General features: G+C 68.8%; 23 protein-coding genes. 9 read left to right on the top strand and 14 right to left on the bottom strand.

From position 1 onward, the window contains the following. Entirely contained in the window at positions 1-1,518 is a 1,518-nt protein-coding gene (locus tag CEG14_RS23755; RefSeq protein WP_094828868.1) for an argininosuccinate lyase, read from the top strand. A gap of 31 nt (positions 1,519-1,549) precedes the next feature. On the opposite strand, the gene CEG14_RS23750 is transcribed toward CEG14_RS23755, so the two are convergent. The 7 genes from CEG14_RS23750 to CEG14_RS23720 all read right to left on the bottom strand — a co-directional run bounded on the left by CEG14_RS23750 (position 1,550) and on the right by CEG14_RS23720 (position 11,978). Continuing rightward, positions 1,550-2,698, bottom strand: a complete 1,149-nt coding sequence (locus CEG14_RS23750) for a dihydrolipoamide acetyltransferase family protein (RefSeq protein ID WP_094828867.1) — start codon at positions 2,696-2,698, stop codon at positions 1,550-1,552. 10 nt (positions 2,699-2,708) lie between these two features. Next, positions 2,709-4,046: an NAD(P)H-dependent oxidoreductase gene (locus CEG14_RS23745; protein WP_094828866.1), complete on the bottom strand. Its 1,338-nt coding sequence runs from the start codon at positions 4,044-4,046 to the stop codon at positions 2,709-2,711. Positions 4,047-4,131: 85 nt separating this feature from the next. Continuing rightward, on the bottom strand, positions 4,132-4,692 hold the full coding sequence (locus CEG14_RS23740; protein WP_094828865.1) for a 5'-3'-deoxyribonucleotidase: 561 nt from the start codon (positions 4,690-4,692) through the stop codon (positions 4,132-4,134). A 328-nt stretch (positions 4,693-5,020) separates the two neighbouring features. Next, the gene (thpR, locus tag CEG14_RS23735) at positions 5,021-5,542 is read right to left on the bottom strand and encodes an RNA 2',3'-cyclic phosphodiesterase (protein WP_094828864.1); all 522 of its coding nucleotides are present in this window, start codon (positions 5,540-5,542) and stop codon (positions 5,021-5,023) included. 433 nt (positions 5,543-5,975) lie between these two features. Beyond that, entirely contained in the window at positions 5,976-7,541 is a 1,566-nt protein-coding gene (locus CEG14_RS23730) for an efflux transporter outer membrane subunit (protein ID WP_094828863.1), read from the bottom strand. Between the two features lie 15 nt (positions 7,542-7,556). Then, the gene (locus tag CEG14_RS23725; protein WP_094828862.1) at positions 7,557-10,751 is read right to left on the bottom strand and encodes an efflux RND transporter permease subunit; all 3,195 of its coding nucleotides are present in this window, start codon (positions 10,749-10,751) and stop codon (positions 7,557-7,559) included. Between the two features lie 33 nt (positions 10,752-10,784). Beyond that, complete coding sequence (locus tag CEG14_RS23720) at positions 10,785-11,978, bottom strand: efflux RND transporter periplasmic adaptor subunit (protein ID WP_094828861.1); 1,194 nt, start codon at positions 11,976-11,978, stop codon at positions 10,785-10,787. 238 nt (positions 11,979-12,216) lie between these two features. On the opposite strand from CEG14_RS23720, the gene CEG14_RS23715 reads away from it, so the two are divergent. From CEG14_RS23715 to CEG14_RS23705, 3 genes are all read left to right on the top strand, one after another. Then, positions 12,217-13,245 (top strand): LysR family transcriptional regulator, encoded by a 1,029-nt coding sequence (locus tag CEG14_RS23715; RefSeq protein WP_094828860.1) that lies wholly within the window; start codon positions 12,217-12,219, stop codon positions 13,243-13,245. 101 nt (positions 13,246-13,346) lie between these two features. Beyond that, entirely contained in the window at positions 13,347-14,456 is a 1,110-nt protein-coding gene (locus CEG14_RS23710; RefSeq protein WP_094828859.1) for an AI-2E family transporter, read from the top strand. A gap of 94 nt (positions 14,457-14,550) precedes the next feature. Further along, positions 14,551-15,318: a phytanoyl-CoA dioxygenase family protein gene (locus tag CEG14_RS23705; RefSeq protein ID WP_094828858.1), complete on the top strand. Its 768-nt coding sequence runs from the start codon at positions 14,551-14,553 to the stop codon at positions 15,316-15,318. Between the two features lie 17 nt (positions 15,319-15,335). Here CEG14_RS23705 and CEG14_RS23700 read toward each other — a convergent pair whose 3' ends face one another. The 3 genes from CEG14_RS23700 to CEG14_RS23690 all read right to left on the bottom strand — a co-directional run bounded on the left by CEG14_RS23700 (position 15,336) and on the right by CEG14_RS23690 (position 16,429). Beyond that, positions 15,336-15,638: a hypothetical protein gene (locus CEG14_RS23700; protein WP_141243262.1), complete on the bottom strand. Its 303-nt coding sequence runs from the start codon at positions 15,636-15,638 to the stop codon at positions 15,336-15,338. Between the two features lie 26 nt (positions 15,639-15,664). Beyond that, on the bottom strand, positions 15,665-15,964 hold the full coding sequence (locus CEG14_RS23695; protein WP_094828856.1) for a hypothetical protein: 300 nt from the start codon (positions 15,962-15,964) through the stop codon (positions 15,665-15,667). Positions 15,965-16,201: 237 nt separating this feature from the next. Beyond that, positions 16,202-16,429, bottom strand: coding sequence for an Arm DNA-binding domain-containing protein (locus CEG14_RS23690; protein WP_094828855.1), 228 nt, complete (start codon positions 16,427-16,429; stop codon positions 16,202-16,204). 362 nt (positions 16,430-16,791) lie between these two features. On the opposite strand from CEG14_RS23690, the gene CEG14_RS23685 reads away from it, so the two are divergent. The 3 genes from CEG14_RS23685 to CEG14_RS23675 all read left to right on the top strand — a co-directional run bounded on the left by CEG14_RS23685 (position 16,792) and on the right by CEG14_RS23675 (position 17,837). Continuing rightward, the gene (locus CEG14_RS23685; RefSeq protein WP_094828854.1) at positions 16,792-17,031 is read left to right on the top strand and encodes a hypothetical protein; all 240 of its coding nucleotides are present in this window, start codon (positions 16,792-16,794) and stop codon (positions 17,029-17,031) included. A 2-nt stretch (positions 17,032-17,033) separates the two neighbouring features. Next, positions 17,034-17,261, top strand: a complete 228-nt coding sequence (locus tag CEG14_RS23680; RefSeq protein ID WP_094828853.1) for a hypothetical protein — start codon at positions 17,034-17,036, stop codon at positions 17,259-17,261. A 108-nt stretch (positions 17,262-17,369) separates the two neighbouring features. Next, positions 17,370-17,837, top strand: coding sequence for an ASCH domain-containing protein (locus CEG14_RS23675; RefSeq protein WP_094828852.1), 468 nt, complete (start codon positions 17,370-17,372; stop codon positions 17,835-17,837). Between the two features lie 74 nt (positions 17,838-17,911). On the opposite strand, the gene CEG14_RS23670 is transcribed toward CEG14_RS23675, so the two are convergent. Continuing rightward, on the bottom strand, positions 17,912-18,928 hold the full coding sequence (locus tag CEG14_RS23670; RefSeq protein ID WP_094828851.1) for an amino acid ABC transporter substrate-binding protein: 1,017 nt from the start codon (positions 18,926-18,928) through the stop codon (positions 17,912-17,914). A 149-nt stretch (positions 18,929-19,077) separates the two neighbouring features. Then, entirely contained in the window at positions 19,078-19,635 is a 558-nt protein-coding gene (locus tag CEG14_RS23665; RefSeq protein WP_094828978.1) for a helix-turn-helix domain-containing protein, read from the bottom strand. 84 nt (positions 19,636-19,719) lie between these two features. Between CEG14_RS23665 and CEG14_RS23660 the strand changes: the two genes are divergently transcribed. Continuing rightward, positions 19,720-20,241, top strand: a complete 522-nt coding sequence (locus CEG14_RS23660; protein ID WP_094828850.1) for a GNAT family N-acetyltransferase — start codon at positions 19,720-19,722, stop codon at positions 20,239-20,241. Between the two features lie 4 nt (positions 20,242-20,245). Here the strand turns inward: CEG14_RS23660 and CEG14_RS23655 are convergent, their stop codons facing one another. Further along, a complete protein-coding gene (locus CEG14_RS23655) occupies positions 20,246-22,309 on the bottom strand; it encodes a PIG-L family deacetylase (protein ID WP_094828849.1) in 2,064 nt (687 codons plus the stop codon). A gap of 311 nt (positions 22,310-22,620) precedes the next feature. Here CEG14_RS23655 and CEG14_RS23650 point away from each other — a divergent pair, with 311 nt between their 5' ends. Beyond that, complete coding sequence (locus tag CEG14_RS23650) at positions 22,621-23,307, top strand: hypothetical protein (protein ID WP_094828848.1); 687 nt, start codon at positions 22,621-22,623, stop codon at positions 23,305-23,307. A 141-nt stretch (positions 23,308-23,448) separates the two neighbouring features. Here CEG14_RS23650 and CEG14_RS23645 read toward each other — a convergent pair whose 3' ends face one another. Beyond that, entirely contained in the window at positions 23,449-23,916 is a 468-nt protein-coding gene (locus CEG14_RS23645) for a hypothetical protein (RefSeq protein ID WP_094828847.1), read from the bottom strand. Positions 23,917-24,162 lie beyond the last annotated feature (246 nt).

The following is a 24,162-nucleotide window of genomic DNA, read 5'->3' as shown; positions in this document are numbered from 1 at the left end:
ATGTCCACGATGCAATTTCCGGTGCGCGGGATCGCGCGCGCCCTGGCCGCCGCGCTGCTGGCCGGCGCCTGCGCCACCGCCACGGCCGCCGACGGCGCGCCCCGGCGCGACAACTTCTATTGGCTGGGCGAATTCAACAAGGCATCCACCGTGATGACGGTGGAGCAGGGCATTCTGCCGCGCGACCTCGGCGTGAAGACCGCGCAGGCGGTGGCGCAGGTGATCGCCGACGGCGACAAGCCGGGCGGCAAGCGGCCGGGCGACTATCTGCAGCTCGAACCGCTCATCACCAAGATCGCCGGGCCCGACGCGACGCGCATGCATTCGGGGCGCAGCCGCCAGGACATCCTGGCCACCACGCGGCGCGTGATGCTGCGCGACCGCATGCTCGATCTGTATGACGCGCTCAACGACACGCACGAACGCTTCAACACCCTGGCGGCGCGCTACGCCGACGTGATCGTGCCGGCCTACACCAACGGCGTGCAGGCCCAGCCCATCACATATGGCCACTATCTGCTGGGCTACTCGGCGGCACTGGCCCGCGACGCCGAGCGCGTGCGCCAGGCCTATGCGCGGCTGAACCTCAGCCCGATGGGCTCGGCGGCGCTGGGCACGTCGAGCTTCCCGGTGGACCGCAAGCGGCTGGCCGACCTGCTCGGCTTCGACGGCGTGGCGGAGAACTCCTACGACGCCAATCAGCTGGCGCAGATAGACATCGGCGCCGAGTCGGCCATGCTCGCGAGCACCATGGCACTGACCGTGGGCGCCTTCGTGCAGGACGTGCATACGCAGTATCACCAGCCCAAGCCCTGGCTGATGCTGCAGGAGGGCAAGCTGACCGGCACCAGCAGCATCATGCCGCAGAAGCGCAATCCCTATGCGCTGAACGTGACGCGGCTGCAGGCCAGCGACACCATCGGCCAATCCATCACCGCGCTGATGGTGGCGCACAACGTGACGCCGGGCATGCCCGACTACAAGCGCGAGCAGGCGCAGGACGCGGTCGATGGCGCCACCGACATGTACCGCAAGCTGTCGGCCCTGCTCGGCGGACTGGTGCTCAATCCGGAACGCGCGCTGGCCGAGGTGAACGCCGACTACTCCACCACCACCGAGCTCGCCGACGAGCTGCAGCGCAAGGCCGACGTGCCGTTCCGCGTGGGCCATCATTTCGCCTCCGAACTGGTGAGCTACGGCCGCGCCAACGACCTGAAGCCCGCCGAGTTGCCGATGGACCAGGTGCGCCGCATCTACACCGAGTCGGCCAAGAGCTTCGGCATCGAGAACGCGCAGCTGCCCCTGTCCGAGGCCGATTTCCGCGAGTCGCTGACGGCGCGCAACATGGTGAACGCCAGCCTGGGTATCGGCGGACCGCAGCCCAAGGAAGTGGCGCGCATGCAGAAGCAGGCCGAAGCCACGCTGGCCTCGGACCGCGAGTGGGGTAAGCAGGCGCGCGCACGCCTGGGCGCGGCGCAGACCCGTCTGGACGAGGCCTTCGCTGCGTTGAGCAAGTAGTGCGGGGCGGCGCTCGCGACGCGCTCGGGTCTCAGCCCTGCAGGCGTTCCGGATGCTCGATCAGATGCCGGAACGCCGCCAGCCAGCGGGCGCCGAGCACGCCGTCGACCGCGCGATGGTCGGCCGAGAGCGTGACGCTCATCAGCGTGGCGAGCGCGAGCCTGCCGTCCACCGCGGCCGGCCGTTCTTCGGCGGCGCCGCAGGCGAGGATCAGCGCCTGCGGCGGATTGATGATCGCGCCGAAGCGGCTGACGCCATACATCCCGAGATTGGTCACGGTCATGGAGCCGCCGATATAGTCTTCGCGCCGGAGGTGCCCGTCGCGCGCGCGGCGCGCGAGCTCGGCGGTGGCGGCCGCGTAGTCGGCCAGCGGCACGCTGTCGGCGTCGTGCAGGATGGGCGTGAGCAGCCCGCCCGGCGTGGCCACCGCGATCGCCACGTCGATGTGGCCGTGCCGCACGAGCCCGTCTTCGCGCCAGCTCACGTTGGCCTCGGGTACCTCGCGCAGCGCCAGCGCGCTGGCCCGCACGATGAGATCGTTCACCGACAGCCGGGCCTGGGTCTGCTGATTGAAGCCGGCCCGCCATTGCAGCAGCGCGTCCATCGCACAGTCCACGCTCAGGTAGAAATGCGGGATGGTGCGCTTGGCCTCGCTCATGCGGCGCGCGATCACGCGCCGCATCGGCGTGTGCGCCACATGCTGGTCGGCCGCGGGCGGCCGGTTGCGTGCGGCGGGATGCAGTCGCTGGCGTTCGTGAGCGGTTTCGATGTCGCGCCGTGATACGCGGCCATGCGGTCCGGTGCCGGTGATCTGCGCCAGGTCCACGTCGAGCTCGGCGGCCAGGCGGCGCAGGGCGGGGCTGGCCTGCACCTCGGCCGTGGCCGTGCCGCGCACCGGCGGCGCGCGCTTGAGCAACGGCGCCAGCGTGGCCTCGGTGTCGTGGGCCAGCGCCATCACGGCGACGGCGTCGCCGGCGCGCAGCGACGTGCCGGGCAGCGCAAGCCGCCGCACCAGCGTGCCGTCCTGCGGGGCGGTGAGGTCGACCACCGTCTTGCCGGTCTCGATCGCGGCCAGCGCGGTGCCGGCCGTGACGGCGGTGCCTTCGTCGCACAGCCATTCGTGCAGCACCGTGCCGTCGCCTTCATCGATGGCGGCCGGCAGCTGAAGCAGGTAGCCCATGGCGCGCCGCTCAGCCGAAGATCTGTTCCATTTCGCGGCGATAGCGTGCCGCGCGCGATTCTTCGTCGCTGGCCACGTCGCTCCAGCGGATCGGTTGCGACTGGCGCACGGCGCGCTTGAGCGTGACGCCCTGCGCCAGCCCGAGCGGCAGATAGGCGTCGGCCACGGACTGGCGCGCCGGCATCAGCTTGCCGAAGACCGTGTAGCCGCCCTCGCCGTCGATCTCCTGGCCGGGCTCCATGTCGCGCTTGGCGGTGGCGATCACGTCGGCATGCCAGGCGGTGGGCGAGCCGGTGGGCTCGCGCCGCAGGCCCACGCTCGCCACGCTCATGCCCAGCTCCAGCCCGATCAGGTGATAGGGCTTGTACATCGCCGCGAAGTTGCCGCTGGGGTCGGTGATCATGCCGTATTCCTTGAAGCAGCGCCGCACGAAGTCGCTGTCGGCGGCCACCGTGACGTAGACGCCCCAGCGCAGGTCGCGGAACACGGGGCGGCCGTCGCGCTCGAGCGAGCTCACGACCTCGACCTGGCCGCGATGATGCAGCGTGCCGCCGTCTTCGCGCGGCCGCAGCACGCGCGCCAGGTCGTCGGCGCCGCAGGGCGGAAAATGCAGGCCCGACGGCGACGGCGTGAGCCCGGTGGCGTTGCAGGTGCTGGCCATCTCGAGCGCGCTCTTGGTGCCGTCGAGAAAGCTGTTGAACATCTGGGCGTCGAAGTCGCCTGCGGCCACCATCTCGTCGGTGAAGCCGTAGTACGGCCACACCGTGTCGGGCGTGGAGGTGTGGAACTCGGGCAGGTACTTGGTGCCCTTGCCCGACGCGATCACCTCGAAGCCGCTGGCGCGCGCCCAGTCGACCATTTCGCAGATCAGCGCGGGCTGGTCGCCATAGGCCAGCGAGTAGACGAGCCCGGCCTCGCGCGCGCGGCGCGCCATGAGCGGGCCGGCCAGCGCGTCGGCCGACACGTTGGCCATGATCATGTGCTTGCCGTATTCGACGCAGACCAGCGCGTGTTCGATCCCGGCCGCGGCGCCCGCGCTGGCGTCGATGACGATCTCGACGTCGGGGTCGGCGATGGTGGTGGCCGCGTCGTCGCAGCAATACACCTTGCCGGACTTGAATGCCTCGTGGATGCTGCTGGCGTTGAGCGCATGGGCGGGCCAGCCGGCGCGGGTGAGGGCGGCGCGGGCGTTGCCGGGATGGGCGTCGACCACGGCCACCAGGCGCAGGCCGGGGGTGCGCTGGGCCTGCGACAGAAACATGGAGGCGAACTTGCCGGTGCCGATCAGCGCAACCCGCAAGGGCTTGCCGTCGGCCTCGCGTTGCTTGAGCAGGCGATGCAGATTCATGTAGGGCTCCTGGCCGGACCGCCGGCGCATGAGGCGCCGGACGTATCGGTCAGGATAGCCCTAATTCGTGACCGCTGGCAGGGGGTCAGCCGTCCGCACGATACAGCGCGCCGGCCAGCACGTTGCGCCAGTTCTGCCAGGTCAGGCGCGGCCGGTCGGCCACGTGACGGTTGTAGGGCGCGTCATAGAGGATGTGCTGCCAGCGCGGCCGCACCGCGCCCACGATCTCGGGCCGGTCGTCGATCAGCAGATCGCCCTGCACCAGCGTCTTGTCACGCGTGAGGATCAGCTTCTCGGTGGCCGCGCGGCCGAGATGCTTTTCGACCCACAGGAATTTCTCGGCGACGTTGTTCTCGAACTGGCGCAGCGGCGACGAGCAGATCCGCACGTCCAGCCCCAGCGCGTTCAGGTCGCGCCACGCCTCGATCGCGCCCGGCACCGGCGGCAGGTTGCGAATGAAGCCCGGCGCCGTATAGATCGCCTCCGCCTTCGCGCGCAGCTCGGGCGGATAGTCGTCGAGGATGTGGAACGACGTGCGATTCTCGAACGCGACCGGCGCGATCTCCGGATGCCGCTCCCGCCACGCGGCGATGAACGCATGTTCGAAATCGGCGAGCACCCCGTCTTGATCAAGCAGGACCAGCATGGCTGAACACACCCCAGAAAAAAACCTGCCGCGATTGTGCCACGCCCATCCGCCACCCCAAAAAACAAAGGTGTCAGACTGCAATTTTCCTTCGTCCGACATCCCGAACAATGGTGTCAGACTACATTTTTCGCGTGCACCGTGCCCTCAAACAAAGGTGTCAGACTGCATTTATTGGAAGCGGGCCAGCCGCCGCCGGCCGTCCGAAACAATGGTGTCAGACTGCATTTTTTGAGGCGGGCCGGCCGGCGTCTGCCGTTCGAAACCCTCGTCGAAAATGCAGTCTGACACCATTGTTGAAAAATGCAGTCTGACAGCTTTGTCGGGATCAGCCGCCGGAGTGGGCGATGACGTGATAGCGGGCCTGGCCGCCAGGGTCTGATCGGACCAGCACGCAGCGGTCGTAGTGCCACACCAGCGGGGCGGGCGCGTCGGGAGGCTCGGTGCGGGTGTTGCGCAGCAGCGTGACGTGCGGGCGGTAGGTGGATTCGGTGGGCGCGTACCCCAGCGGGGCGAGCGCCTGCCAGAGCGCGGCATGCAGCGCCAGCAACGCGGCATCGGCTTCGGCGGGGCCTGTCCAGACCACGCCGGGCCGGTCGAAGCGGCCGTAGCGTTCGAGCCGGATCGTGCCGGGCGGCACGGGCAGCGCGCGAGCGATGGTCTTGAGCGGCGCGACTTGGTCGGGGTCGACGTTGCCCAGGAAGGCGAGGGTGAGGTGCAGCGTGTCGGGCCGCATCCTGCGCCCGCCGCAATGCGCGTGCGCCGGCGCCGTCCAGCCGGCGTCGATCTCCTGCGCCACGTCGGGCGCGGGCCAGAGCGCGAAGAAGAGGCGGGTGGCGGGCGGGCTCATGCCTGCATTATGAACCGGCGCGCGTCGCCCCGTACGCCCAGACGTCGCCGAAAAGGCGCGGCCACCTCGCACCGCCCGCGTCCAACCAAAACAAAGGTGTCAGACTACATTTTCCCGCTCGCCCGGCCTCCAAAACAAAGGTGTCAGACTACATTTTCGGCAGCTTGCTCCGCCACGGAAAATGTAGTCTGACACCTTTGTTTGCGCGGGAAGCTGCACGAAAAAATGCAGTCTGACACCTTTGTCGGGGAACACGCAGCATCCGAAAAATGCAGTCTGACACCTTTGTTTGGTATGTCGGACGAAGGAAAATTGCAGTCTGACACCTTTGTTGGAAGCGGCTGCGCGCGGGTGCCGCTTGCGGAGCGAGCGGATCGAGTGTGTCGGCGTGGCGGGTCCGTTCACCAATGAAGGACCCGCCACGCCTGCCCGATCAGCGCTGCGCCAGGCGCGAGTCGCCGCCCGACTGGGCCGACGGGGCGGCCGCGGGCGGGGTCTTCTGCGCATCGGCCGAACGCGGTTCGGCGCCGGGCAGCGGCGTGTCCCAGCCGCCGCCCAGGGCGCGCACCAGCGCCACGGCCGAGCGGGCGCGTTCGCCGCTCAGCTGCACCGACACACGCTGCTGCGCGAGCACGGTGCGGTCGGCCTCGATCACGTCGAGATAGCTGATCGAACCCTCGCGATACTGCGTGTGCGAGATGCGCGCCGCGCGCGAGGCCGAGTCCACCGCGCTGTCCTGCGCGCGGGTCTGGTCGGCCAGGATGCGCAGGTTGGCGAGGTTGTCCTCGACTTCGCGGAACGCGTTCAACACCGTCTGGCGGTACTGCGCCACGTCCTCTTCGTAGACTGCGCGCGCCCGGTCCACGCCGGCCTGGCGCCGGCCGCCGTCGAAGATCGGCACCGACAGCGCGGCGCCCACCAGCGGGCCCAGCAGGAAGGTGCGCGACGACCACTCGAACAGATTGCCCAGCGACGACGACTCGTAGCCAAAGGCGCCGGTGATGTCCAGGCGCGGGAAGAACGCCGACTTCGCCACGCCGATGCGCGCGTTGGCCGCGGCCATGGTGCGTTCGGCCGCCGCGATGTCGGGGCGGCGCTCCAGCAGCGTGGACGGCAGGCCCGCGGGGATCTGCACCAGCACCGGCTGCAGCGGCTGCGCCGGCATCGTGAACTCCGCCGGCGTCTTGCCCAGCAACACGGCCAGCGCATGCTCGGCCACCGCGCGCTGGCGGTCCACGCCCAGCGCCTGCGATTGCGCCGACGCCAGTTCCGACTTGGCGCGCGCCAGGTCGAGCTCGCTGATGTCGCCCGCGTCGTAGCGGCGCTGGATCAACTGCAGCGTTTCCTCGCGCAACTTCACGGTCTGCCGATACAGCTTGGACTCGGCGTCGTACTCGCGCACCTGGAAGTAGGCCTGCGCGACGTCGGCCTGCAGGGCCAGCAGCACCGAACGGTACAGCGCCTCGCTGGCCTGCTGGTCGGCCGTCGCGGCCTCGACGTTGCGCGACACGCGGCCGAACAGATCGGCCTCGTAGGCCACCGACGCCTGCGCACGCCAGAGCGTGTTGGCCGACGAGGGCGCGTCATCGGCCAGCCCTTGCGAGGCCGGCGACTGGCGTTGGCGCGACGGGCCGAAGGCACCGTCCACGCGCGGGAAGTAATCGGAGCGCGCGTCGCGTTGCAGCGCGCGGGCCTGGGTCAGGCGCGCGGCCGCGGCCTGCAGGTTCTGGTTGGCCTGGATGGCCTCGGCTTCCAGCGCGTCGAGCGCGGGGTCGCCGAAGATCTTCCACCATTCGCCGCGCAGCGCGTCTTCCGACGGCGTCGCGGGCTTCCAGCTGCCGGCCTCGTGGGCCTCCAGCGCGACCGGCGTGCCGGCCGCTTCCTTGTAGCCGGCGGGCGTGCTCACCGCCGGTCTGTCGTACTCCGGTCCCACCGCGCACCCCGCCAGCACCAGCAGGGAGAACAGCAGGGCGGAGCCGCGAAAATAGCGTTGTTTCATGTCAGGCTCCGTGGATCAATGGCTGGCGCTGGGCGTGTGCGGCGCATGCAGCGGCGCATCGTGATGCGAGGCCGATTGCAGCTTGCGCTTGCTCAGCGTGCGCAGCAGGACGTAGAACACCGGCGTGAGGAACAGACCGAACAGCGTCACGCCCAGCATGCCGAAGAACACCGCCACGCCCATGGCATGGCGCATCTCGGCGCCGGCGCCGGTGGCGAGCACCAGGGGCACGACGCCCATGATGAACGCGATCGAGGTCATCAGGATCGGGCGCAGGCGCAGACGGCTGGCTTCGATCGCGGCCTCGCGCGGGCTGGCACCCTGCATCTCCAGCTCGCGGGCGAATTCCACGATCAGGATCGCGTTCTTCGCCGACAGCCCCACCAGCACCATCAAACCGATCTGGGTGAAGATGTTGTTGTCGTTGCCCGTGAGATAGACACCGGCCAGCGCGGCCAGCACGCTCATCGGCACGATCAGGATCACCGCCAGCGGCAGCGTCAGGCTTTCATACAGCGCGGCCAGCACCAGGAACACCAGCAGCACGCTGATCGGGAACACCCACACCCCCGCGTTGCCGGCCAGGATCTGCTGGTACGTCAGGTCGGTCCATTCGAACTTCATGCCGCGCGGCAGCGTTTCGGCGGCCACGCGTTCGGCGGCGGCCTGGGCCTGGTTGGTCGAATAGCCCGGCGCCGGTCCGCCGTTGATGTCGGCGGCCGTATAGCCGTTGTAGCGCACCACCATCTCGGGGCCGAACGTCTGCTTCACCGTGACCAGCGACGACAGCGGCACCATGTCGCCGGCGGCGTTGCGGGTCTTGAGCTGCAGGATGTCGTCGGGATGCGAGCGGAACGGCGCATCGGCCTGCGCACGCACCTGGAACACCCGGCCGAAGCGGTTGAAGTCGTTCACGTACATCGAGCCGAGATAGATCTGCATCGTGTCGAACACTTCCGTGACCGGCACGCCCAGCTGCTTGGCCTTCACGCGATCGAGGTCCACGTCGAGCTGCGGCACGTTGATCTGGAAGCTCGAGAAGCCCGGACCCAGTTCGGGCGTCTGCGCGGCCTTGGCCAGGAACGCCTGCGTCGCCTGGTCGAGCGCCTCGTAGCCCAGCGCGCTGCGGTCTTCGATCTGCAGCTTGAAGCCGCCCAGCGTGCCCAGGCCCAGCACCGGCGGCGGCGGGAACACCGCCACGAACGAGCCCTTGATGGCGCCGAACTTCTGGTTCAGGGCGGCGGCGATGGCGTTGCCCGACAGCGCGGCGTCCTTGCGTTCGGCAAACGGCTTGAGCGTGACGAACACGATGCCGGCGCTCGAGCTGTTGGTGAAGCCGTTGATCGACAGGCCCGGGAAGGCGATGGCGCTCTGCACGCCCGGTTCCTTGAGCGCGATGTCCGACATGGTGCGGATCACGTCTTCGGTGCGGTCGAGCGAGGCGCCGTTGGGCAGCTGCGCGAAGCCGATCAGGTATTGCTTGTCCTGCGCCGGCACGAAGCCGCCCGGAACCAGGTACGAGATACCCACGGTCGCGGCCAGCAGCACGGCGTACACCACCATGGCGGAGCTCTTGCGGCGGATCACGCCGGTCACGCCGGTGGCGTAGCGGTCGGAGCCGCGCGAGAACACGCCGTTGAACCAGGCGAAGAAGCGGCCGAACACCTTGTTCATGGCGCGCGTGAGCCAGTCGGGCTTCTCGTGGTGGCCCTTGAGCAGCAGGGCCGACAGCGCGGGCGACAGGGTCAGCGAGTTGAAGGCCGAGATCACCGTCGAGATGGCGATGGTCATGGCGAACTGCTTGTAGAACTGGCCCGAGAGACCGGTCATGAAGGCCAGCGGCACGAACACCGCGCACAGCGTCAGCGCGATGGCGATGATGGGGCCGCTCACCTCGCGCATGGCGCGATAGGTCGCGTCACGCGGCGACAGCCCCGCCGCGATGTTGCGCTCCACGTTCTCGACCACCACGATCGCGTCGTCGACCACGATCCCGATCGCCAGCACCATGCCGAACAGCGACAGCGCGTTGATCGAATAGCCGAACATCAGCAGGAACGCGAAGGTCCCGATGATCGACACCGGCACCGCCAGCAGCGGAATGATGGAGGCGCGCCAGGTCTGCAGGAACAGGATCACCACCAGCACCACCAGCGCGATGGCCTCGAGCAGCGTGTGCACCACGGCCTCGATACTGGACTTCACGAACTGCGTGGGATCGTATTCGATGCGGTATTCCACGCCGGGCGGGAAGTCCTGCGACAGCTCCTGCATCGCGGCGCGCACCTGCGTGGCCACGTCGAGCGCGTTGGCGCCCGGCGACTGCATGATGCCCATGCCCACGGCCGGCTTGTTGTCCAGCAGCGAGCGCAGCCCGTATTCCTGGGCGTCGAGCTCCACCCGCGCCACGTCGGCGAGGCGCGTCACGCCGCCGTCCGGCGAGGTCTTGAGGATGATGTCGCGGAACTCTTCCTCGGTCTGCAGACGGCCGCGCGCATTCACGTTGAGCTGCAGCGGCACGTCGCCGGCGTTGGGCGACGCGCCGATCACGCCGGCCGCCACCTGCACGTTCTGCTCGCGGATCGCATTGACAACCTCGGTCGCCGTCATGCCGCGCTGGGCCACCTTCTGCGGGTCGAGCCACACGCGCATCGAGTAGTTGCCCGCGCCCCACACCGTCACTTCGCCCACGCCGGTGATGCGCGCGAGGCGATCCTTGACGTTGATGATGGAGTAGTTGCGCAGATAGGTGATGTCGTAGCGATCGTTGGGCGAGATCAGGTGCACCACCAGCGTCAGGGTGGGCGAGCTCTTGGTGGTGGTCACGCCCAGGCGCTGCACGTCCGGCGGCAGGCGCGGCAGCGCCTGCGACACGCGGTTCTGCACCAGCTGTTGCGCCTTGTCGGGATCCACGCCGAGCTTGAAGTTGATCGTGAGCGTGAGGTTGCCGTCGCTGTTGGCCTGCGACTGCATGTACAGCATGTTTTCCACGCCGTTGATCGACTCTTCCAGCGGCGAGGCCACCGTCTCGGCGATCACCTTGGGGTTGGCGCCGGGATACTGGGCCCGCACCACCACGGAAGGCGGCACGACTTCGGGATACTCGGAGATGGGCAGCTGGAACATGGCCAGCAGGCCGCCCAGCAGCACCAGCACCGACAGCACGCCCGCAAAGATCGGGCGGTCGATGAAGAATTTTGAGATGTTCATTGTTGTTCCGTACTCAGGTACGTGAGGTTCGCCTTATTGCAGCGAAGCCTGAGCGGTCTTGACGGCCGCGGGCGCGGTGTCCATCGAGACCAGGTTCGGCGCGACCTTCTCGCCGGGGCGCACGCGCTGCAGGCCATTGACCACGATCTTCTCGCCCACGGTCAGGCCCTTCTCCACCACGCGCAGCGGACCGACGTTCGCGCCCAGCACCACCTCGCGATAGGTGGCCTGGTTCTGGTCGTCCACCACCAGCACGAAGCGCTTGTTCTGGTCGGTGCCGACGGCCTTTTCGTCGATCAGCACGGCATCGCGCGGCGCGCCGCCGCCCAGCCGCACGCGCGCATACAGGCCCGGCAGCAGGCTGCCGTCGGCGTTGTCGAACACGGCGCGCAGGCGGATCGTGCCGGACGTGGTGTCCAGGCGGTTGTCGATCGACTGCACGCGGCCTTCGCGCGAGTAGGCGTCTTCGTTGGCCAGGCCCAGCTGCACCGGCACGTCGGCGCCGGTGGTGCGGGCCGGGTTCACGTACTTCAGGAAGGTCTGCTCGTCCACGTCGAACGAGGCGTACATCTCGGCCACGGAGACCAGCGTGGTCAGCGCCACCGACTGCGCGCCGGCGTTGACCACGTTGCCCACCGTGACTTCGGCGCGCGAGACGCGGCCGTCGACCGGCGCCACGATGCGCGTATAGCCCAGGTTGAGCTTGGCGGTCTCGAGCGCGGCCTGCGCGCCCTGCAGGTTGGCGGCCGCTTCGCGCGCGGCGTTCTGCTTCTCTTCGAAATCGCGCTTGGCGATCGCGTTCTCGGTGATGAGGCGCTGGCCGCGGCTCAGGTCCGACGCGGTGTACGACACCCGGGCGCGGGCGGCGGCCAGGGCGGCCTGGGCGCGGTCGACCTCGGCCACGTAGGGGCGCGGGTCGATGGTGAACAATGCGTCACCCTTTTTGACCAGTTGCCCGTCCTTGAAGTGCACTTCGGTCAGCGTGCCCGAGACCAGCGGGCGGATGTCGACGCGGTCGATGGCTTCGAGGCGGCCGGAATAGCGCTGCCAGTCGACGATGGAGCGCGAGAACGCCGGGGCCACGTCCACGGGCGGGGCGCTCGGGGCACCCTGGGCGTGCGCGGTGCCGGCGCCGTCCTTGCCGGGGCTCCAGTAGTAGGTGCCGGCGCCCAGCGCAAGCGCGGCGGCGATCGACAAAACGGCGATACGATGGCGGGAGACCGTCATGGTGATTCCTTGATTTGCGGATTGGGGAGATCGGGGAGGCCGGCTGTCCGCGCGGGGAGGGTGCGCGAGGCGGGAAGGGCAGAAAATCCGGTCTGGCCGATACAGATGGGCGAATTCTGCGTCTTTTGACGGCCAGAATAAACAATCGTATTTCGGCAATACTGTTTGTTCTGACCGTACAATCCGGACGGATTCCGGGTTATGCTGCACGCACGTCTGACAATCAGGACACGAAACCATGGACCGCTTTCAAGCCATGCAGGTGTTCGTGCGGGTGGTCGAAGCCAACAGCTTCACCCGAGCCGCCGACATCCTGGCGCTGCCGCGCACCACCGTGACCACCATCATTCAGAACCTGGAACGGCACCTGGGTGTGCGCCTGCTGAATCGCACCACCCGCCGCATCAGCCTGACGCCCGATGGCGCGGCCTACTACAAACATTCCACCCGAATCCTGTCCGAGGTCGAGGAGACCGAGGCCTGCTTCCAGGATGCCGCGCTGCGTCCGCAGGGCCGGCTGCGCATCGACGTGCCGGCCTGTATCGGCCGCCTGGTGCTGATCCCGGCGTTGTGCGAATTCCACACCCGCTACCCCGATGTCGAACTGGTCATCGGGATGGGCGAGCGCCGCGTCGACCTGGTGCAGGAGGCGGTCGACTGCGTGATCCGCTCCGGCCCGCTCGAGGATTCCAGCCTGGTGGCGCGCCGCATCGGCACCTTCCAAACGCTCACCTGCGCCGCGCCCTCCTATCTGGAGCGCGAGGGGGTGCCGCACGCCCTGGCCGACCTGGAGCGCCACTACGCCGTGCATTACTTCGGCAGCGGCGGGCGCAACTGCAGCTGGGATTTCGTGGTCGATGGCAAGGAACAGACGGTGGACGTGCCCGGCATCGTGTCGGTCAACGACCTCGGCGCCCACCTGGCCTGCGGCGTGCAGGGCTTCGGCCTGATCCAGACCGCGCGCTACATGGCCCTGCCGCACCTGCAATCGGGCGAGCTGGTCGAGGTGCTGCCGCAATGGAAGCCCTCGCCGGTGCCGATCTCGCTGCTGTATCTGCAGAGCCGCCAGCTCTCGCCCAAGGTGCGGGTGTTCTCCGACTGGGTGGCCGAGCTGTTCGCGCGCTGCCCGCTGTTGAGCGGCCGCGACGAAACCGACATGGAATACGGCGCCTGCAACCTCGGCGTGCAACAGCCCGAGCTGTCGCCCGAGGCGGCCCTGGCCACGCGCCAGCGCGTGCCGCACGACACGCCCGAATTCGTCATGTGAGGCCCCGGCGGCGGCCCGGGTTGCCGCCGCCAGGAGACCCGACGGGAAAAGTGGGTATATTGCGGAGGTTCCCACCGACATTCGAGTGAGCCGCCCCGCCCATGCAGCCTGTACTACCTGCTTCCCTGATCGCCCGCTGGCTGTTGCTGCTGCTCCTGCTCGCGGGCATCTATTTCCTGTCGGGCTTTCTGGTGCCGGCGCTCGCCGCGCTCATCATCGGGCTGGCCACCTGGCCGCTCTATCGCCGCCTGGTCGACTTCTGCGGCGGCCGCAACATCCTCGCCGCCACGCTCGCGCTGATGGCCGTGATCCTCGTGCTGATCGTGCCGCTGTCGTTCGCGCTTTCGTACGCCATCAAAGAAGCCAGCAACTTCGTCGCGTGGGCGCTCGCCGCCAACAAGCATGGCGTGGACGTGCCGGTCTGGATCTCGTCGCTGCCCGGCGTGGGCGAACGCCTGTCGGTCTATTGGGAAACCTACCTCGGCGAGCCGCACGCGCTCGGCGCGCTGGTCGAGATGATCTCTGGCCAGCACCTGGGCAACATCTACCGCATGGTGCTGTCGGCCACCGGCAACGTCTTCACGCTGCTGCTCACCGTGCTGTTCATGCTCATCACGCTGTTCTTCGTCTACAAAGACGGCACCCGCATGGTCGGCCAGCTCGACATCCTGGGCGAACGCATCCTGCCGGCGCGCTGGCAGCGCTTTTCGCGGGTTGTGCCCGCAACCGTCAGCTCCACCGTCACCGGCATGACGCTGATCGCCCTGGGCGAGGGCGTGGTGCTGGGCCTGGCGTACTGGGTGGTGGGCGTGCCCTCGCCGGTGTTGCTGGGCGCGATCACCGGCTTCATGGCCCTGATCCCCGGCGGCGCGCCGCTGTCGTTCACGCTGGTGTCGCTGTACCTGGTCGGCTCGAACCAGCTGGTCGAGGGCATCGGCCTGTTTCTGTGGGGCACCATCGAGCTCTTCATCGTCGACAAGACCCTCCGTCCGCGCCTGGTCGGCGGCCCGGTCAAGCTGCCGTTCCTGCCGACCTTCTTCGGCCTGGTGGGCGGCGTCAAGACGATGGGCATCGTGGGCCTGTTCGTGGGGCCGGTGCTGATGGCGCTGCTCGTGGCAATCTGGCGCGAGTGGGTGCGCAGCGTCGAGACGCAACGCGACCACGACCGCCTGCCCGGCGAGTCCGTGCGCGCCGAAGCGGTGCGCGAGTAGCGGCCGCGTCCTCTGTCAAAGGAGTATGCTAGGCGTCGTCGCGCCGGGAGCGATTTCCCGGTGTGCCGGCACCCTTGCCTGAGAGAGGAATAAGATGTCCGCGCCTTCGGTTGCCGAGCTGGTCGCGGCCCTGCGTGAGCAGGGTTTCGTGATCGTGCGCAACTTTGCGTCCCCCCCGCAACGTCTGGATCTGCTTGCCGCCGCGCAACACGACCTGGAACACGCCGTTGCACCGGTCGAGTACGAAGCCGACCTGAAGTATCCCGGAGCCCCCCGATCCCGTGAAGCCGAAGGCGGCCTGACCGTGCGCCGGCTGCTCGATGCCTATCATCGCGGCCCGGTGTTTCGCGACTGGGCCACCGATCCGCGCATCGCGGCGATCCTGCGCGAGTACTACGCGGGCGAAACGCCGGTGCTCTCCACCGTCCACCACAACTGCGTGATGACCAAGCATCCCGCGTTCGGCAGCCTCACCGGCTGGCACCAGGACATCCGCTACTGGTCGTTTTCCGACACCGATCTGGTGTCCTGTTGGCTGGCGCTGGGCCGCGAAGTCGCGGACAACGGCGCGCTGTATTTCCTGCCCGGCTCGCATCGCGCGGCCTTCGAGCCCGAGCGTTTCGACGAGCAGAAATTCTTCCGCCCCGATCTGCCGGCCAACCAGGAGTGGATCGCGCGCGCGGTCTGCCCCGAGCTGGCGCCGGGCGACGCGGTGTTCTTCCATTGCCGCACGCTGCACGCCGCCCAGCAAAATGCGTCGAGCGCCGTGAAGCTGTCGCTGGTGCACACCTACTATCCCGAAAGTTGCCAGCCCGTGCCGGGCACGCGCTCGGCCAGCGCGCCGGGCGTGCCGCTGGCCTGACGCGCCGGCTCGCCCGGTCAGTGACCGAGCGATTGCACCTCATGCAGCGCCACGGCGTAGCCCTGCGCCGCGGCCTGCGCGAGGCTGTGCACCGCGTGCGAGACATCCTGGTACGTGACGATCGATGCCAGCGCGTACTGCGCGCCGGCATCGCCACGCTCGGCCGCCGCCACCATCTGTTGCAGCGCCCGCGCGTCGGGATGGCGGTGGCCCAGCACGTGGCCGGGGGCGTGAAACACGCTCTGCCACATCCAGGCCGTGCCGGCCACCAGCGCCAGGGCCACCAGGCCCGCGCTCACACTCGCATGTCGTTGTTTCATGGCCCGCTCCCGCGCGCGCGTCTCGCTCAAGTCTGCGGCGTGAGGCGCCGCGCCACCTTCCATTCGCCGTCCGCCGAATCGCCCATCACCGCCACGCGCACCAGCGCCCAGCGGTGCGGGGCGACACGATGGCCCTTGGCCGTGTCGTAGGCGTCCAGGTCCAGCCACAATTCGCCGTCGGGCATCAGCATGCCTGAGCCCAGCGCGCCGGTGCCGTCGGCGAATTCGGCCACGATGGGCGCGGCCGCCCCGGTGTGCGCGCCGGCGCTCTGCACCCGCACGGGACAGCCGGGATAGGCGTGTGAATCACGAAAGAAAAAACGCATGCCAGCTCCTTTCGATCGGGACGACGATCCACTGTAGCGCCGAAGGCAGGGCGCGCACAGGTGCCGGAAACCGGGTGAAAGAAGTACCTGCGCGGCGCCCGCCGGCGAAAGTGGTTGCGCGCGCAGATGACGTGTCACGCGCGCCAGGCGCGGGTTTCGCTGCGCAAAATGTGCGCAAAAACGCGAACGGCGGTCATGCCTTGTCGCGTCTGCTTGCATGTTTGCGATGCTTGACGATCAGCCGCCCGTCGGGGCCTTTCGCGACTTGGGAAAGGCGGCTGCGTAGTCGAAGTCGCCACGCTCGATGGCGGCCACGATCTCGGCCCGTTGCTCGGTCGCACGCCGCAGATTCGCGGCCGTCGGCTTGAGCCGCAGGCGCTCGACGCAAACACGGCCCTGATAGCTAAAGCCGATTTCGATCGACGATTCGGAAGCGGGGCGGACGCCCTCGAACACTGCGCTCATGGCAAAAAAAGGAAAAGAAACCCAGGTTGGCCACTATATCGTGCGCCGCCGGGCGCCCGGGCTTTGCCTTCACTTACAACTTGATGCCCCGGTGTCACGCCGCCTCAGTACGCTAATCCCAAGGCCTGCCGGTTGCGGTGGCGCTGGCGCGCTGGGAACGCGCCTTGCCATCACGATGCGCCGGCCGCGCCTCGAATGCAGTTTCCGGTGACTCAAAACCAAGCAGCAAAGATCCGGATGCGCTCGAGTCGCGCGTGCCCCATAGCCCTGTTGGAAAAACCTATTTCATACATTGAATCAATTCAATGGCTTGAATTAGTAGTCTAGGACTATCATAAGACAAACTGAATCAGGAGAAGCCTATGAAATCCCGAGCCTTCGTACGTGCGCGTGCGCTCAAGCTGCCGGATGGACTCGCCCTCGCCATCGGCGCCGCGCTGCTCGCGCTGATCGCCTTGCCCGATGCGCACGCCGCGCTCGAGTCGGACGGCGCGCAAGCGCGTGCCGACGTCGCCGACTGTGTGCAGGCGGCCAAGCCCTACTACGGCCTGCGCGACACGCTCGCCATGGCCCAGGGCGTGTTGCTCGCCGCCGGAGAGTGATCATGTCGCACCCCTTCGCCGCCCTCGTGATCTGCCTGGGCGTTGCGGCGTGCAGCCTGAGCACCGCCGTCCAGGCCCATGAACCCGGCGCCTTCAGCGCCGGCTCGCGCGTGGCCTGCGCCATGCATGCCGCGCTGGCCGAGCCGCTGTCGGCCGATGCCGACGACGCCGACCTGGCCGATCTGATCGACGCGCATTACCAGCTGACCGCCTTCGGCCGTCGCGTCTGACGGACGACGCGACGCGGGTCTTCGGCTCCGCGCGCGTTGCGCGCTGCCGTCCATCATGGGCAGAATGAGGCGCCTGGCGCGCGTGTCGCGCGCCCATCCGGTGCTCCCATGACTCAGCCGCATTCCTCCGTCGACGCGCTGTGGCAGCGTTACCGCGCGCTCGATCCCGACGCGCCCGCCGCGCCGCCCGACGTCTATCACTTCTGCGACAACCCTGCCGACGCGGCGCTTTGCCTGGCCCTGGTGCTGCAAGGCCAGAAGCGCGCGACCGCCTGCGCGCTGGCGCAGTTGCGCCTCGCCGGTGCGCCGGTGCCGCGGCCCGGCGACCTGGCCATTGTGACCGACTGGGCCGGCGAGGCGGCGGCCGTGCTGCGCACGCTCGCCGTCGATGTGCGCCGCTTCGACGAGGTGGACGCCGCGTTCGCCGCGCTCGAAGGCGAGGGCGACGGCAGCCTGGCATGGTGGCGCCAGGCCCACCACGACTACTTCACCCGCGTGCTGGCCGGCACGGGCGTGCCGGTGGACGACGATCTGGAGATCGCGTGCGAGCAGTTCGAGGTGGTGCTGCGGCGGTAGCCACCCTTGCCATCGCAGGGGCAGCGCTGCTGTCTCGCCCTGCCAACATGCGCGCCGCGCGCTGCGTCAACGCATCAGCGCACCGGCCAGCCGTACATCAGGCCGCCATCCTTGTACGAGGCGTTCAGGCCGCGCGTGAGCTTCATCGGGCTGGACAGGCCGAGGTTCTTCTCGAAGCTCTCGCCGTAATTGCCGATCTGCTTGATGATGTTGTAGGCCCACTTGTCGTCCACGCCGAGGTTCTTGCCCATGCCCGGCGTCACGCCCAGCAGGCGCTGCACGTTGGGGTTGCTGCTCTTGAGCATCTCGTCGACGTTCTTCGAGGTGACGCCGTATTCTTCAGCCTCCAGCATGGCGTTGAGGGTCCAGCGCACCACGTTGAACCACTTCTCGTCGCCCTGGCGCACCATCGGGCCGAGCGGCTCCTTGGAGAAGTTTTCCGGCAGGATCACGTATTGCTCGGGGTTCTGCAGCGTGGTGCGCGCGGCGGCGAGTTGCGACTTGTCGCCGGTGAAGGCATCGCAGCGGCCCATCGCGAAGGCGCGGATCACTTCGTCCAGGCGCTCGACCACCACGGGCTTGAACGCGATGTTCTCGGCGCGGAACCAGTCGGCCAGGTTGAGTTCGGTGGTGGTGCCGGGCTGCACGCACACGGTCGCGCCGTTGAGCTCCTTGGCGCTCTTCACGTTGAGCGACTGGTTCACCATGATGCCCTGGCTGTCGTAGTAGTTCACGCCCACGCCGATCAGGCCGAGCGTGGTGTCGCGCGTGAGCGAGAGCGTGGTGTTGCGCGGCAGCACGTCGACCTCGCCCGATTGCAGTGCGGTGAAGCGCTGCAGCGCGCTCACGGCCATGATCTTGGACTTGGACGCGTCGCCGAACATCGTGATCGCGATGGCGCGGCACAGGTCCACGTCGAGGCCGATCCAGCCGCCCTTGCTGTCGTTGACCGAAAAGCCGGCCACGCCGGTGGACACGCCGCACTGGACGAAGCCCTTGTTCTTCACGTTGTCGAAGGTGACTCCCGCCTGCGCCGTCCACGACGAAACGAACAATGCGGCGCCTGCCGCAGCCAGTTTGAGTGCTTTCATAGAGTCTCCGCGCGCCCGCGCTTCGTATTGTGGTGAGCCTGCCTGTCGGCAGGAAGCGCCGCATGGTATCGGGCGCGCCGCGGGCCGAATATGGGGGAGTTCCCTGAAAGTTCGCTGGCCGGAACTAAAGCGCGCGCGGCGGCTCGCGATCAGCGGTGCAGGATGTTCAGCAGATAGCGGCACGCGTGCTTTTTGGGTGCGGCGTAGCGCAGCGCGCGGTCCACTGCGAAGTCGAGCTGGTCGCCGGCCTCGAGCAGGAATTGCTCGTCGCCGTAGTGCACTTCGAGCTGGCCCTCCAGCACCCATACGCGCTGGCGATAGGTGCCGCTGTGCCAGCGCGGGTAGTCCACGCGGGCGCCTGCGGGCAGCGCGATCTCGACCAGCTCGCTTGCGCTCGCCGGGTCCAGCTCGGCCACCTGGCGGCGCACGTAGCCGGTGGCCGGGTCGCGCCAGGTTTCCTGGGCCGCGCGCCGCCGCACCCGCTCCGCGGGCGCGGGCGCCACCTCGGAGAGCAGTTGTGTGAGCGGCACGCCCAGCCCGGCGGCCAGGCGGCCCAGCACGGTGGCGGTGGGGCTGCTGTCGCGCCGCTCGATCTTGGAAATCATGGCCTTGCTCACGCCCGACCGCTCGGCCAACTGGGCCAGGCTCAGTTGCCGCTCGCCGCGCAGGGCGGCGAGGCGTTGCGCGATCACGTCATCGAGATTCATGGAGGCATCCGCCGGATTGTCGTCTTTCATCGTACACTATAGTATACGTTATGTCTCTTATATGAATCGACGGAATCTGCCGCCATGCCTCTGATCCATTGCTCCGAAAACCGCCACGCCGGTGCGATCCTCGACATTTTCAACCACGCCATCGCCACCTCCACCGCACTGTACGACTACAAGCCGCGGCCGGCCTCGGCCATGGCCGGGTGGTTCGAGACCAAGCGGCGCAACGATTTCCCGGTGATCGGCATCGAAGACGAGGCGGGCCGGCTGCTGGGCTTCGCGTCGTACGGCACCTTCCGCGCCTGGCCGGCCTATAAGTACAGTGTCGAGCACTCGATCTACATCCATCACGACAGCCGCGGTGCCGGCCTGGGCCGGCAATTGCTCACCGCGCTGATCGACGAGGCGACGGCGCGCGAGGTGCACACCATGATCGGCGGCATCGACCAGACCAATGCGGCCAGCATCGCGCTGCACGAGCGGCTTGGCTTCACCTCGGCCGGGGTGATCCGCGAGGTGGCCTACAAGTTCGGCCGCTGGCTCGACCTGGCCTTCTATCAGAAGGTGCTGGCCACGCCCGCGCAGCCCAACGAAGACTGAGACGTCACTGCGTGGAGGTGGACGTGGGCGTGGCCGGGCGCGACGCCTGCGTCGGCAGGCGCTCGACCGTCAGCGCGTCGGGCTCGCTCGGCGAGGGTCGCACCACCACCGCGCGGTTGGTGGCGTTGGCGCCCAGGTTGGGCAGGTCGGCGGCGCGCGGCGCCATCGCCGCGAACGGGCCGCCGCCGCCCGCCGGCAGGTCGTCCAGCGTGAGGGCCTGCGCCCATTTGCCGTCGTGGCGCGACAGCACCTGATAGCGCTGCGGACCGCCGGCGGTGCGCGCCACGACGTAGAGCGTGCCATTGATGATGCTGAGCGCGGGCGGCGAGGCCGCCGTGGCGCCCAGGGCGACGGGCTTGCCGCGTTCCACCAGCCACAGCGCGCCGCCCGCCTTCTCGAGCACGGCCAGCGTCACATTGCCCTGCGGGTCGGCCTCGATCGCGGGCCGGCCGATATACGACACGCCCAGATCCTGCGCCTCGCTCCACGCGAGCTCGCGATCCTTGGTGCGCGAAGTCTGTTGCAGGCGCAACAGATGATTGTCGCCCCGCCGGCGCAGATAGAGTTCGATGCGCTTGTCGCCGTTGCGGATCGCGGCCAGGCCGCCGGCCGCGGTGGGCGCGGGCACGCGGCGCCATTCCTGCCAGCCGGCATCGGGCGCCGGGCTCGCGGCGATCTGGCGCGTGGTGTACACGCGGCCCTCGATGTCGGAGGCAAACACCACGTAGCGGCCATCGGCGCCGCGCGCGATGGCGGGGCTGGCGGTGGCGCCTTCCAGCGGGGGCAGGGCGCGCCAGGTGCCCCAGCTGCCGTCGATGCCCGCCGGCGCGATCCAGTGCAGCTGGTCGTCGTACCCGAGCGCCACGGCGGCCGCCTCGCCACGCGGCGCCACGGCCGGGATCTGCGTCACGCGCACGCCGCCCAGCGCCTGCCAGCCCTGCCAGGTGCCGTCGTGGCGCTGCTTGTTGGCCCACAGCCCGCCGAGCGGATCGCGCGCGATCAGGCCGGCGGTGCCGTCGGCATGCGCGAACGACACCAGCGGCCCCGAGGTGCGTCCGCCCAGGCTCTGCCAGCGGCGCTCGCCCGGATTCCATTCGTTGACGGCGGCGTTGGTCTCGCCGGCCGCAAACACCACCAGGCCACCCCGGCCGTCCGGATAGAGCTGCGGCGCCATGTCCTGGCGCGACACGTAGTAGGCGCGCTGGACCCAGGCGGCGGCCGGGCCGGCCGGCTCCTTGCAGCCGGTGGGGCCGGCGCAGTAGTGGTAGTCGTTCCAGGCGTAGTGCTGGAAGATCACCGACTTCACCTCGGCCTCGGCCGGGTTGAGATTGGTGGCGCGCTCCTGGCTCGGATAGTCGATGTAGCCGGTCTCGGCGTAGTTGCCGGGCGCGCGCAGCATGGCCTCGCGCACCAGCCGCGCGCTCGCGATGTGGTCGGGGTGGCCATGGCCGGCACAGCGCCAGCACAGCTGCGTGTACGGCACCACGATGGTGTCGTCGAGGTGGCGCACCGTGGTCGGATCGTAGTCGCGGATCAGCGCGGCCAGCGTGTCCACCAGCTGCACCCGCGTGTACACCTGCGGATAGGGCCCCAGCGTATCCACCGTCTGGTTGGGCTCGGACTCGGTGCGGCTGAGCGGCGTGAGGCTGCCCCAGCCCTTGCCGAGCCAGGGATCCTTCAGGCGCATGTGCCAGAGCTGGATGCGCGGATTGCCGCGCAGCGTGAAGCGCGCGATGGCGCGCCCGCCCGCGAAACCGGCGTCGGCGCGCCATTCGTCGGGCTTGCCCGCCATGTAGGCATAGGCCGAGCGCACGCCTTTCTCGCGTCCCAGCATGTAGGGCTCGCCTTCGCCCGCATCGCTCGCGGTCAGGTAGACCAGCCGCACGCAGCCGCCCGCCTGGATGTTGGAGGCGATGTCGGGGTTCATGAACAGCAGGTCGTCGTCGAGGTGCGCGACGAACGCCAGGTCTTTGATGCCGTGGCACTGTTCGAGCGTGGGCGCGGCCTGCGCGCTCGCGGCGGCGAAGCACGACAGGATCAGGAGGCAGCGTAGAAAGAGTGCGGACATGGCCTGCGGGCGGCGCGGCGGCGCCGGCGTGATGGGTCGCGTGGGGTGGGAAAAGTATAGCCATCCGGTGTGGCAGGGCGGATTTGCGCCTGCGCCCGGCGGCCGGAGCGTTGCATCGAGGATACGAACGCACGGGCGGCGCGCCCCGGCGCTGGCGACGCGTGCACGGGTTGCTGCAGGCTGCAACCCACGGTCACACATCGCGATCGCCTCTTCGCCTTCAATAGCGCATCTTTTCGAGCGCGTTTCTTTGCGCGCGCCGGGGCGGCGGGTCGGCCCGGGCGAGCCATCACCCCTGAGGGAGTTCCTTCATGCATCTCCGTTCGTCCGCCTGGATCCTGTTCGCCGCCTGCTCGGCCTTCGCCACGCCCGCGCTGGCCGCCGAGGGGCCCGCCTTCAGTTGCGAGCATCCCCGCAGCAAGGCGGAAAGAACCATCTGCGACTTCGGCAACTTCGCCGAGCTCGACCGCAGCATCGCGCTGCAGTACCAGCGCGCGCGCGGCGAGCTCGACGGCGCCACCAGCCGCGCGCTCACGCAGGACCAGGAGCGCTTCGTCAAGGTGCGCGACGAGACCCACGAAGATCCCGGCATCAAGAACACCGGCCACGAAGAGCTGCTCTGGCGGCTCACCGAACGCAACCGGTTCATGACGTCGATCGACGGCGGCAAGCGCGCCGGCGTCGTCGGCAAGTGGCAGAACCTCAACGGCACGCTCACCGTGACGCAGAAGCCCGACGGCACACTGCATGTGGAAGGCGCTGCGATGCAGCCGAACGACGGCCGCTGGGTCTGCGAGATCAAGGCGGATGCCCCGGCCCAGGGCGAGGGCGCCGTGTTCTCCGACGCCAAGGCCGAGGGCTGGACGCTGGCGCTGGCGCGCAAGGGATCGGGCCTGGCCGTGACGCAGGCCCCGGGCCAGGGCGCCAAAGACACCGGTCATCCGCCGTATTGCGGCGCGGGCGGCAGTTTCGCCGGCACCTACTTCCCCGTGCGCTGACGCGGGGGCAGCGCCTGGGGGCGACACCGTCATCGGCCCGGGCCTGCTCTGCCTGGCATTCTCGATCCACGCCCGGACCGCGCCGTCGGCGCCGCTCGATTGCGTGCGCAACCATCCCGGCCTGCTCGAGCGCCGCGCGGCCTAGTCGGCGTCGCGCACGTATGCGCCCTCGAAGTCCGGATAGTCCTCGTGCAGCCCCTGCACCAGGCGGCCGGTGGGCTCGGCTTCGGCATCGGTCTCCACCAGCTGCCAGCCGGGGATGTCTTCGCCCTGCACCGAGGGGCCGTCGTCCAGCACCATCACGAAGCTGTTGCCCAGCGTCTTGCCGTAGGCCAGCAGCAGCGCGTCGAGCGCCTCGGCGCCCACCGCCTTGCGCGCGGCGGCCAGCGTCTGTTCCAGGTCGGGACGATCGAACAGCGTCTCCTCCAGGGCATCGTCCACGGCGTCGGCCAGCGTGTGGACCTCGCGCAGCATCAGGAAGCGGGCGAACTGCGGCAGGTCTTCGCGCACCTCGCTGTTGACCCAGTCGGTGGGATCGGTGCAACCGGCGCGCTGCATGGCGGCCGTCAGCCGGGCGTGCCGTTCGGTCTTGCTCGCGGGCGAGGGCATGGGGAAGGGCTCCTGTCGTGGGTTGGGGGCGGCGGGGCGCCGCGCAGCGTATTCTAGGCAGCCTGCGGCAGGGTCGGGTGACGGGCTGCGGGCGCCGCCGACAAATTGTTTCCTGCGCGGGCGCAGCCTGCGCGCCGGGGCGGGTCGCATGACGGCAGGGGCGCCTGCGGCGAGCGCTTGGCGGACCGGCTTTGTGCCGCAAGCGCATACACTGTCGGTTGACTCCGTTTTTTGCGGTCCTCGCGA

The sequence above is a fragment of the Bordetella genomosp. 1 genome (assembly GCF_002261335.1).
Classification (GTDB): Bacteria; Pseudomonadota; Gammaproteobacteria; order Burkholderiales; family Burkholderiaceae_B; genus Bordetella.
This window is presented reverse-complemented; position numbering and strand designations above follow the sequence as displayed.

What these genes read in the sequence shown, in the direction of transcription:
- CEG14_RS23745 (WP_094828866.1), bottom strand. Translation starts at nt 4,046, where the DNA reads ATGAATCTGCATCGCCTGCTCAAGCAACGCGAGGCCGACGGCAAGCCC.
- CEG14_RS23645 (WP_094828847.1), bottom strand. Translation starts at nt 23,916, where the DNA reads ATGCCCTCGCCCGCGAGCAAGACCGAACGGCACGCCCGGCTGACGGCC.
- CEG14_RS23650 (WP_094828848.1), top strand. Translation starts at nt 22,621, where the DNA reads ATGCATCTCCGTTCGTCCGCCTGGATCCTGTTCGCCGCCTGCTCGGCC.
- CEG14_RS23665 (WP_094828978.1), bottom strand. Translation starts at nt 19,635, where the DNA reads ATGAATCTCGATGACGTGATCGCGCAACGCCTCGCCGCCCTGCGCGGC.
- CEG14_RS23700 (WP_141243262.1), bottom strand. Translation starts at nt 15,638, where the DNA reads ATGAAACAACGACATGCGAGTGTGAGCGCGGGCCTGGTGGCCCTGGCG.
- CEG14_RS23710 (WP_094828859.1), top strand. Translation starts at nt 13,347, where the DNA reads ATGCAGCCTGTACTACCTGCTTCCCTGATCGCCCGCTGGCTGTTGCTG.
- CEG14_RS23715 (WP_094828860.1), top strand. Translation starts at nt 12,217, where the DNA reads ATGGACCGCTTTCAAGCCATGCAGGTGTTCGTGCGGGTGGTCGAAGCC.
- thpR (WP_094828864.1), bottom strand. Translation starts at nt 5,542, where the DNA reads ATGAGCCCGCCCGCCACCCGCCTCTTCTTCGCGCTCTGGCCCGCGCCC.
- CEG14_RS23695 (WP_094828856.1), bottom strand. Translation starts at nt 15,964, where the DNA reads ATGCGTTTTTTCTTTCGTGATTCACACGCCTATCCCGGCTGTCCCGTG.
- CEG14_RS23655 (WP_094828849.1), bottom strand. Translation starts at nt 22,309, where the DNA reads ATGTCCGCACTCTTTCTACGCTGCCTCCTGATCCTGTCGTGCTTCGCC.
- CEG14_RS23660 (WP_094828850.1), top strand. Translation starts at nt 19,720, where the DNA reads ATGCCTCTGATCCATTGCTCCGAAAACCGCCACGCCGGTGCGATCCTC.
- CEG14_RS23720 (WP_094828861.1), bottom strand. Translation starts at nt 11,978, where the DNA reads ATGACGGTCTCCCGCCATCGTATCGCCGTTTTGTCGATCGCCGCCGCG.
- CEG14_RS23690 (WP_094828855.1), bottom strand. Translation starts at nt 16,429, where the DNA reads ATGAGCGCAGTGTTCGAGGGCGTCCGCCCCGCTTCCGAATCGTCGATC.
- CEG14_RS23670 (WP_094828851.1), bottom strand. Translation starts at nt 18,928, where the DNA reads ATGAAAGCACTCAAACTGGCTGCGGCAGGCGCCGCATTGTTCGTTTCG.
- CEG14_RS23730 (WP_094828863.1), bottom strand. Translation starts at nt 7,541, where the DNA reads ATGAAACAACGCTATTTTCGCGGCTCCGCCCTGCTGTTCTCCCTGCTG.
- CEG14_RS23705 (WP_094828858.1), top strand. Translation starts at nt 14,551, where the DNA reads ATGTCCGCGCCTTCGGTTGCCGAGCTGGTCGCGGCCCTGCGTGAGCAG.
- CEG14_RS23675 (WP_094828852.1), top strand. Translation starts at nt 17,370, where the DNA reads ATGACTCAGCCGCATTCCTCCGTCGACGCGCTGTGGCAGCGTTACCGC.
- CEG14_RS23740 (WP_094828865.1), bottom strand. Translation starts at nt 4,692, where the DNA reads ATGCTGGTCCTGCTTGATCAAGACGGGGTGCTCGCCGATTTCGAACAT.
- CEG14_RS23685 (WP_094828854.1), top strand. Translation starts at nt 16,792, where the DNA reads ATGAAATCCCGAGCCTTCGTACGTGCGCGTGCGCTCAAGCTGCCGGAT.
- CEG14_RS23680 (WP_094828853.1), top strand. Translation starts at nt 17,034, where the DNA reads ATGTCGCACCCCTTCGCCGCCCTCGTGATCTGCCTGGGCGTTGCGGCG.
- CEG14_RS23750 (WP_094828867.1), bottom strand. Translation starts at nt 2,698, where the DNA reads ATGGGCTACCTGCTTCAGCTGCCGGCCGCCATCGATGAAGGCGACGGC.
- CEG14_RS23725 (WP_094828862.1), bottom strand. Translation starts at nt 10,751, where the DNA reads ATGAACATCTCAAAATTCTTCATCGACCGCCCGATCTTTGCGGGCGTG.
- CEG14_RS23755 (WP_094828868.1), top strand. Translation starts at nt 1, where the DNA reads ATGTCCACGATGCAATTTCCGGTGCGCGGGATCGCGCGCGCCCTGGCC.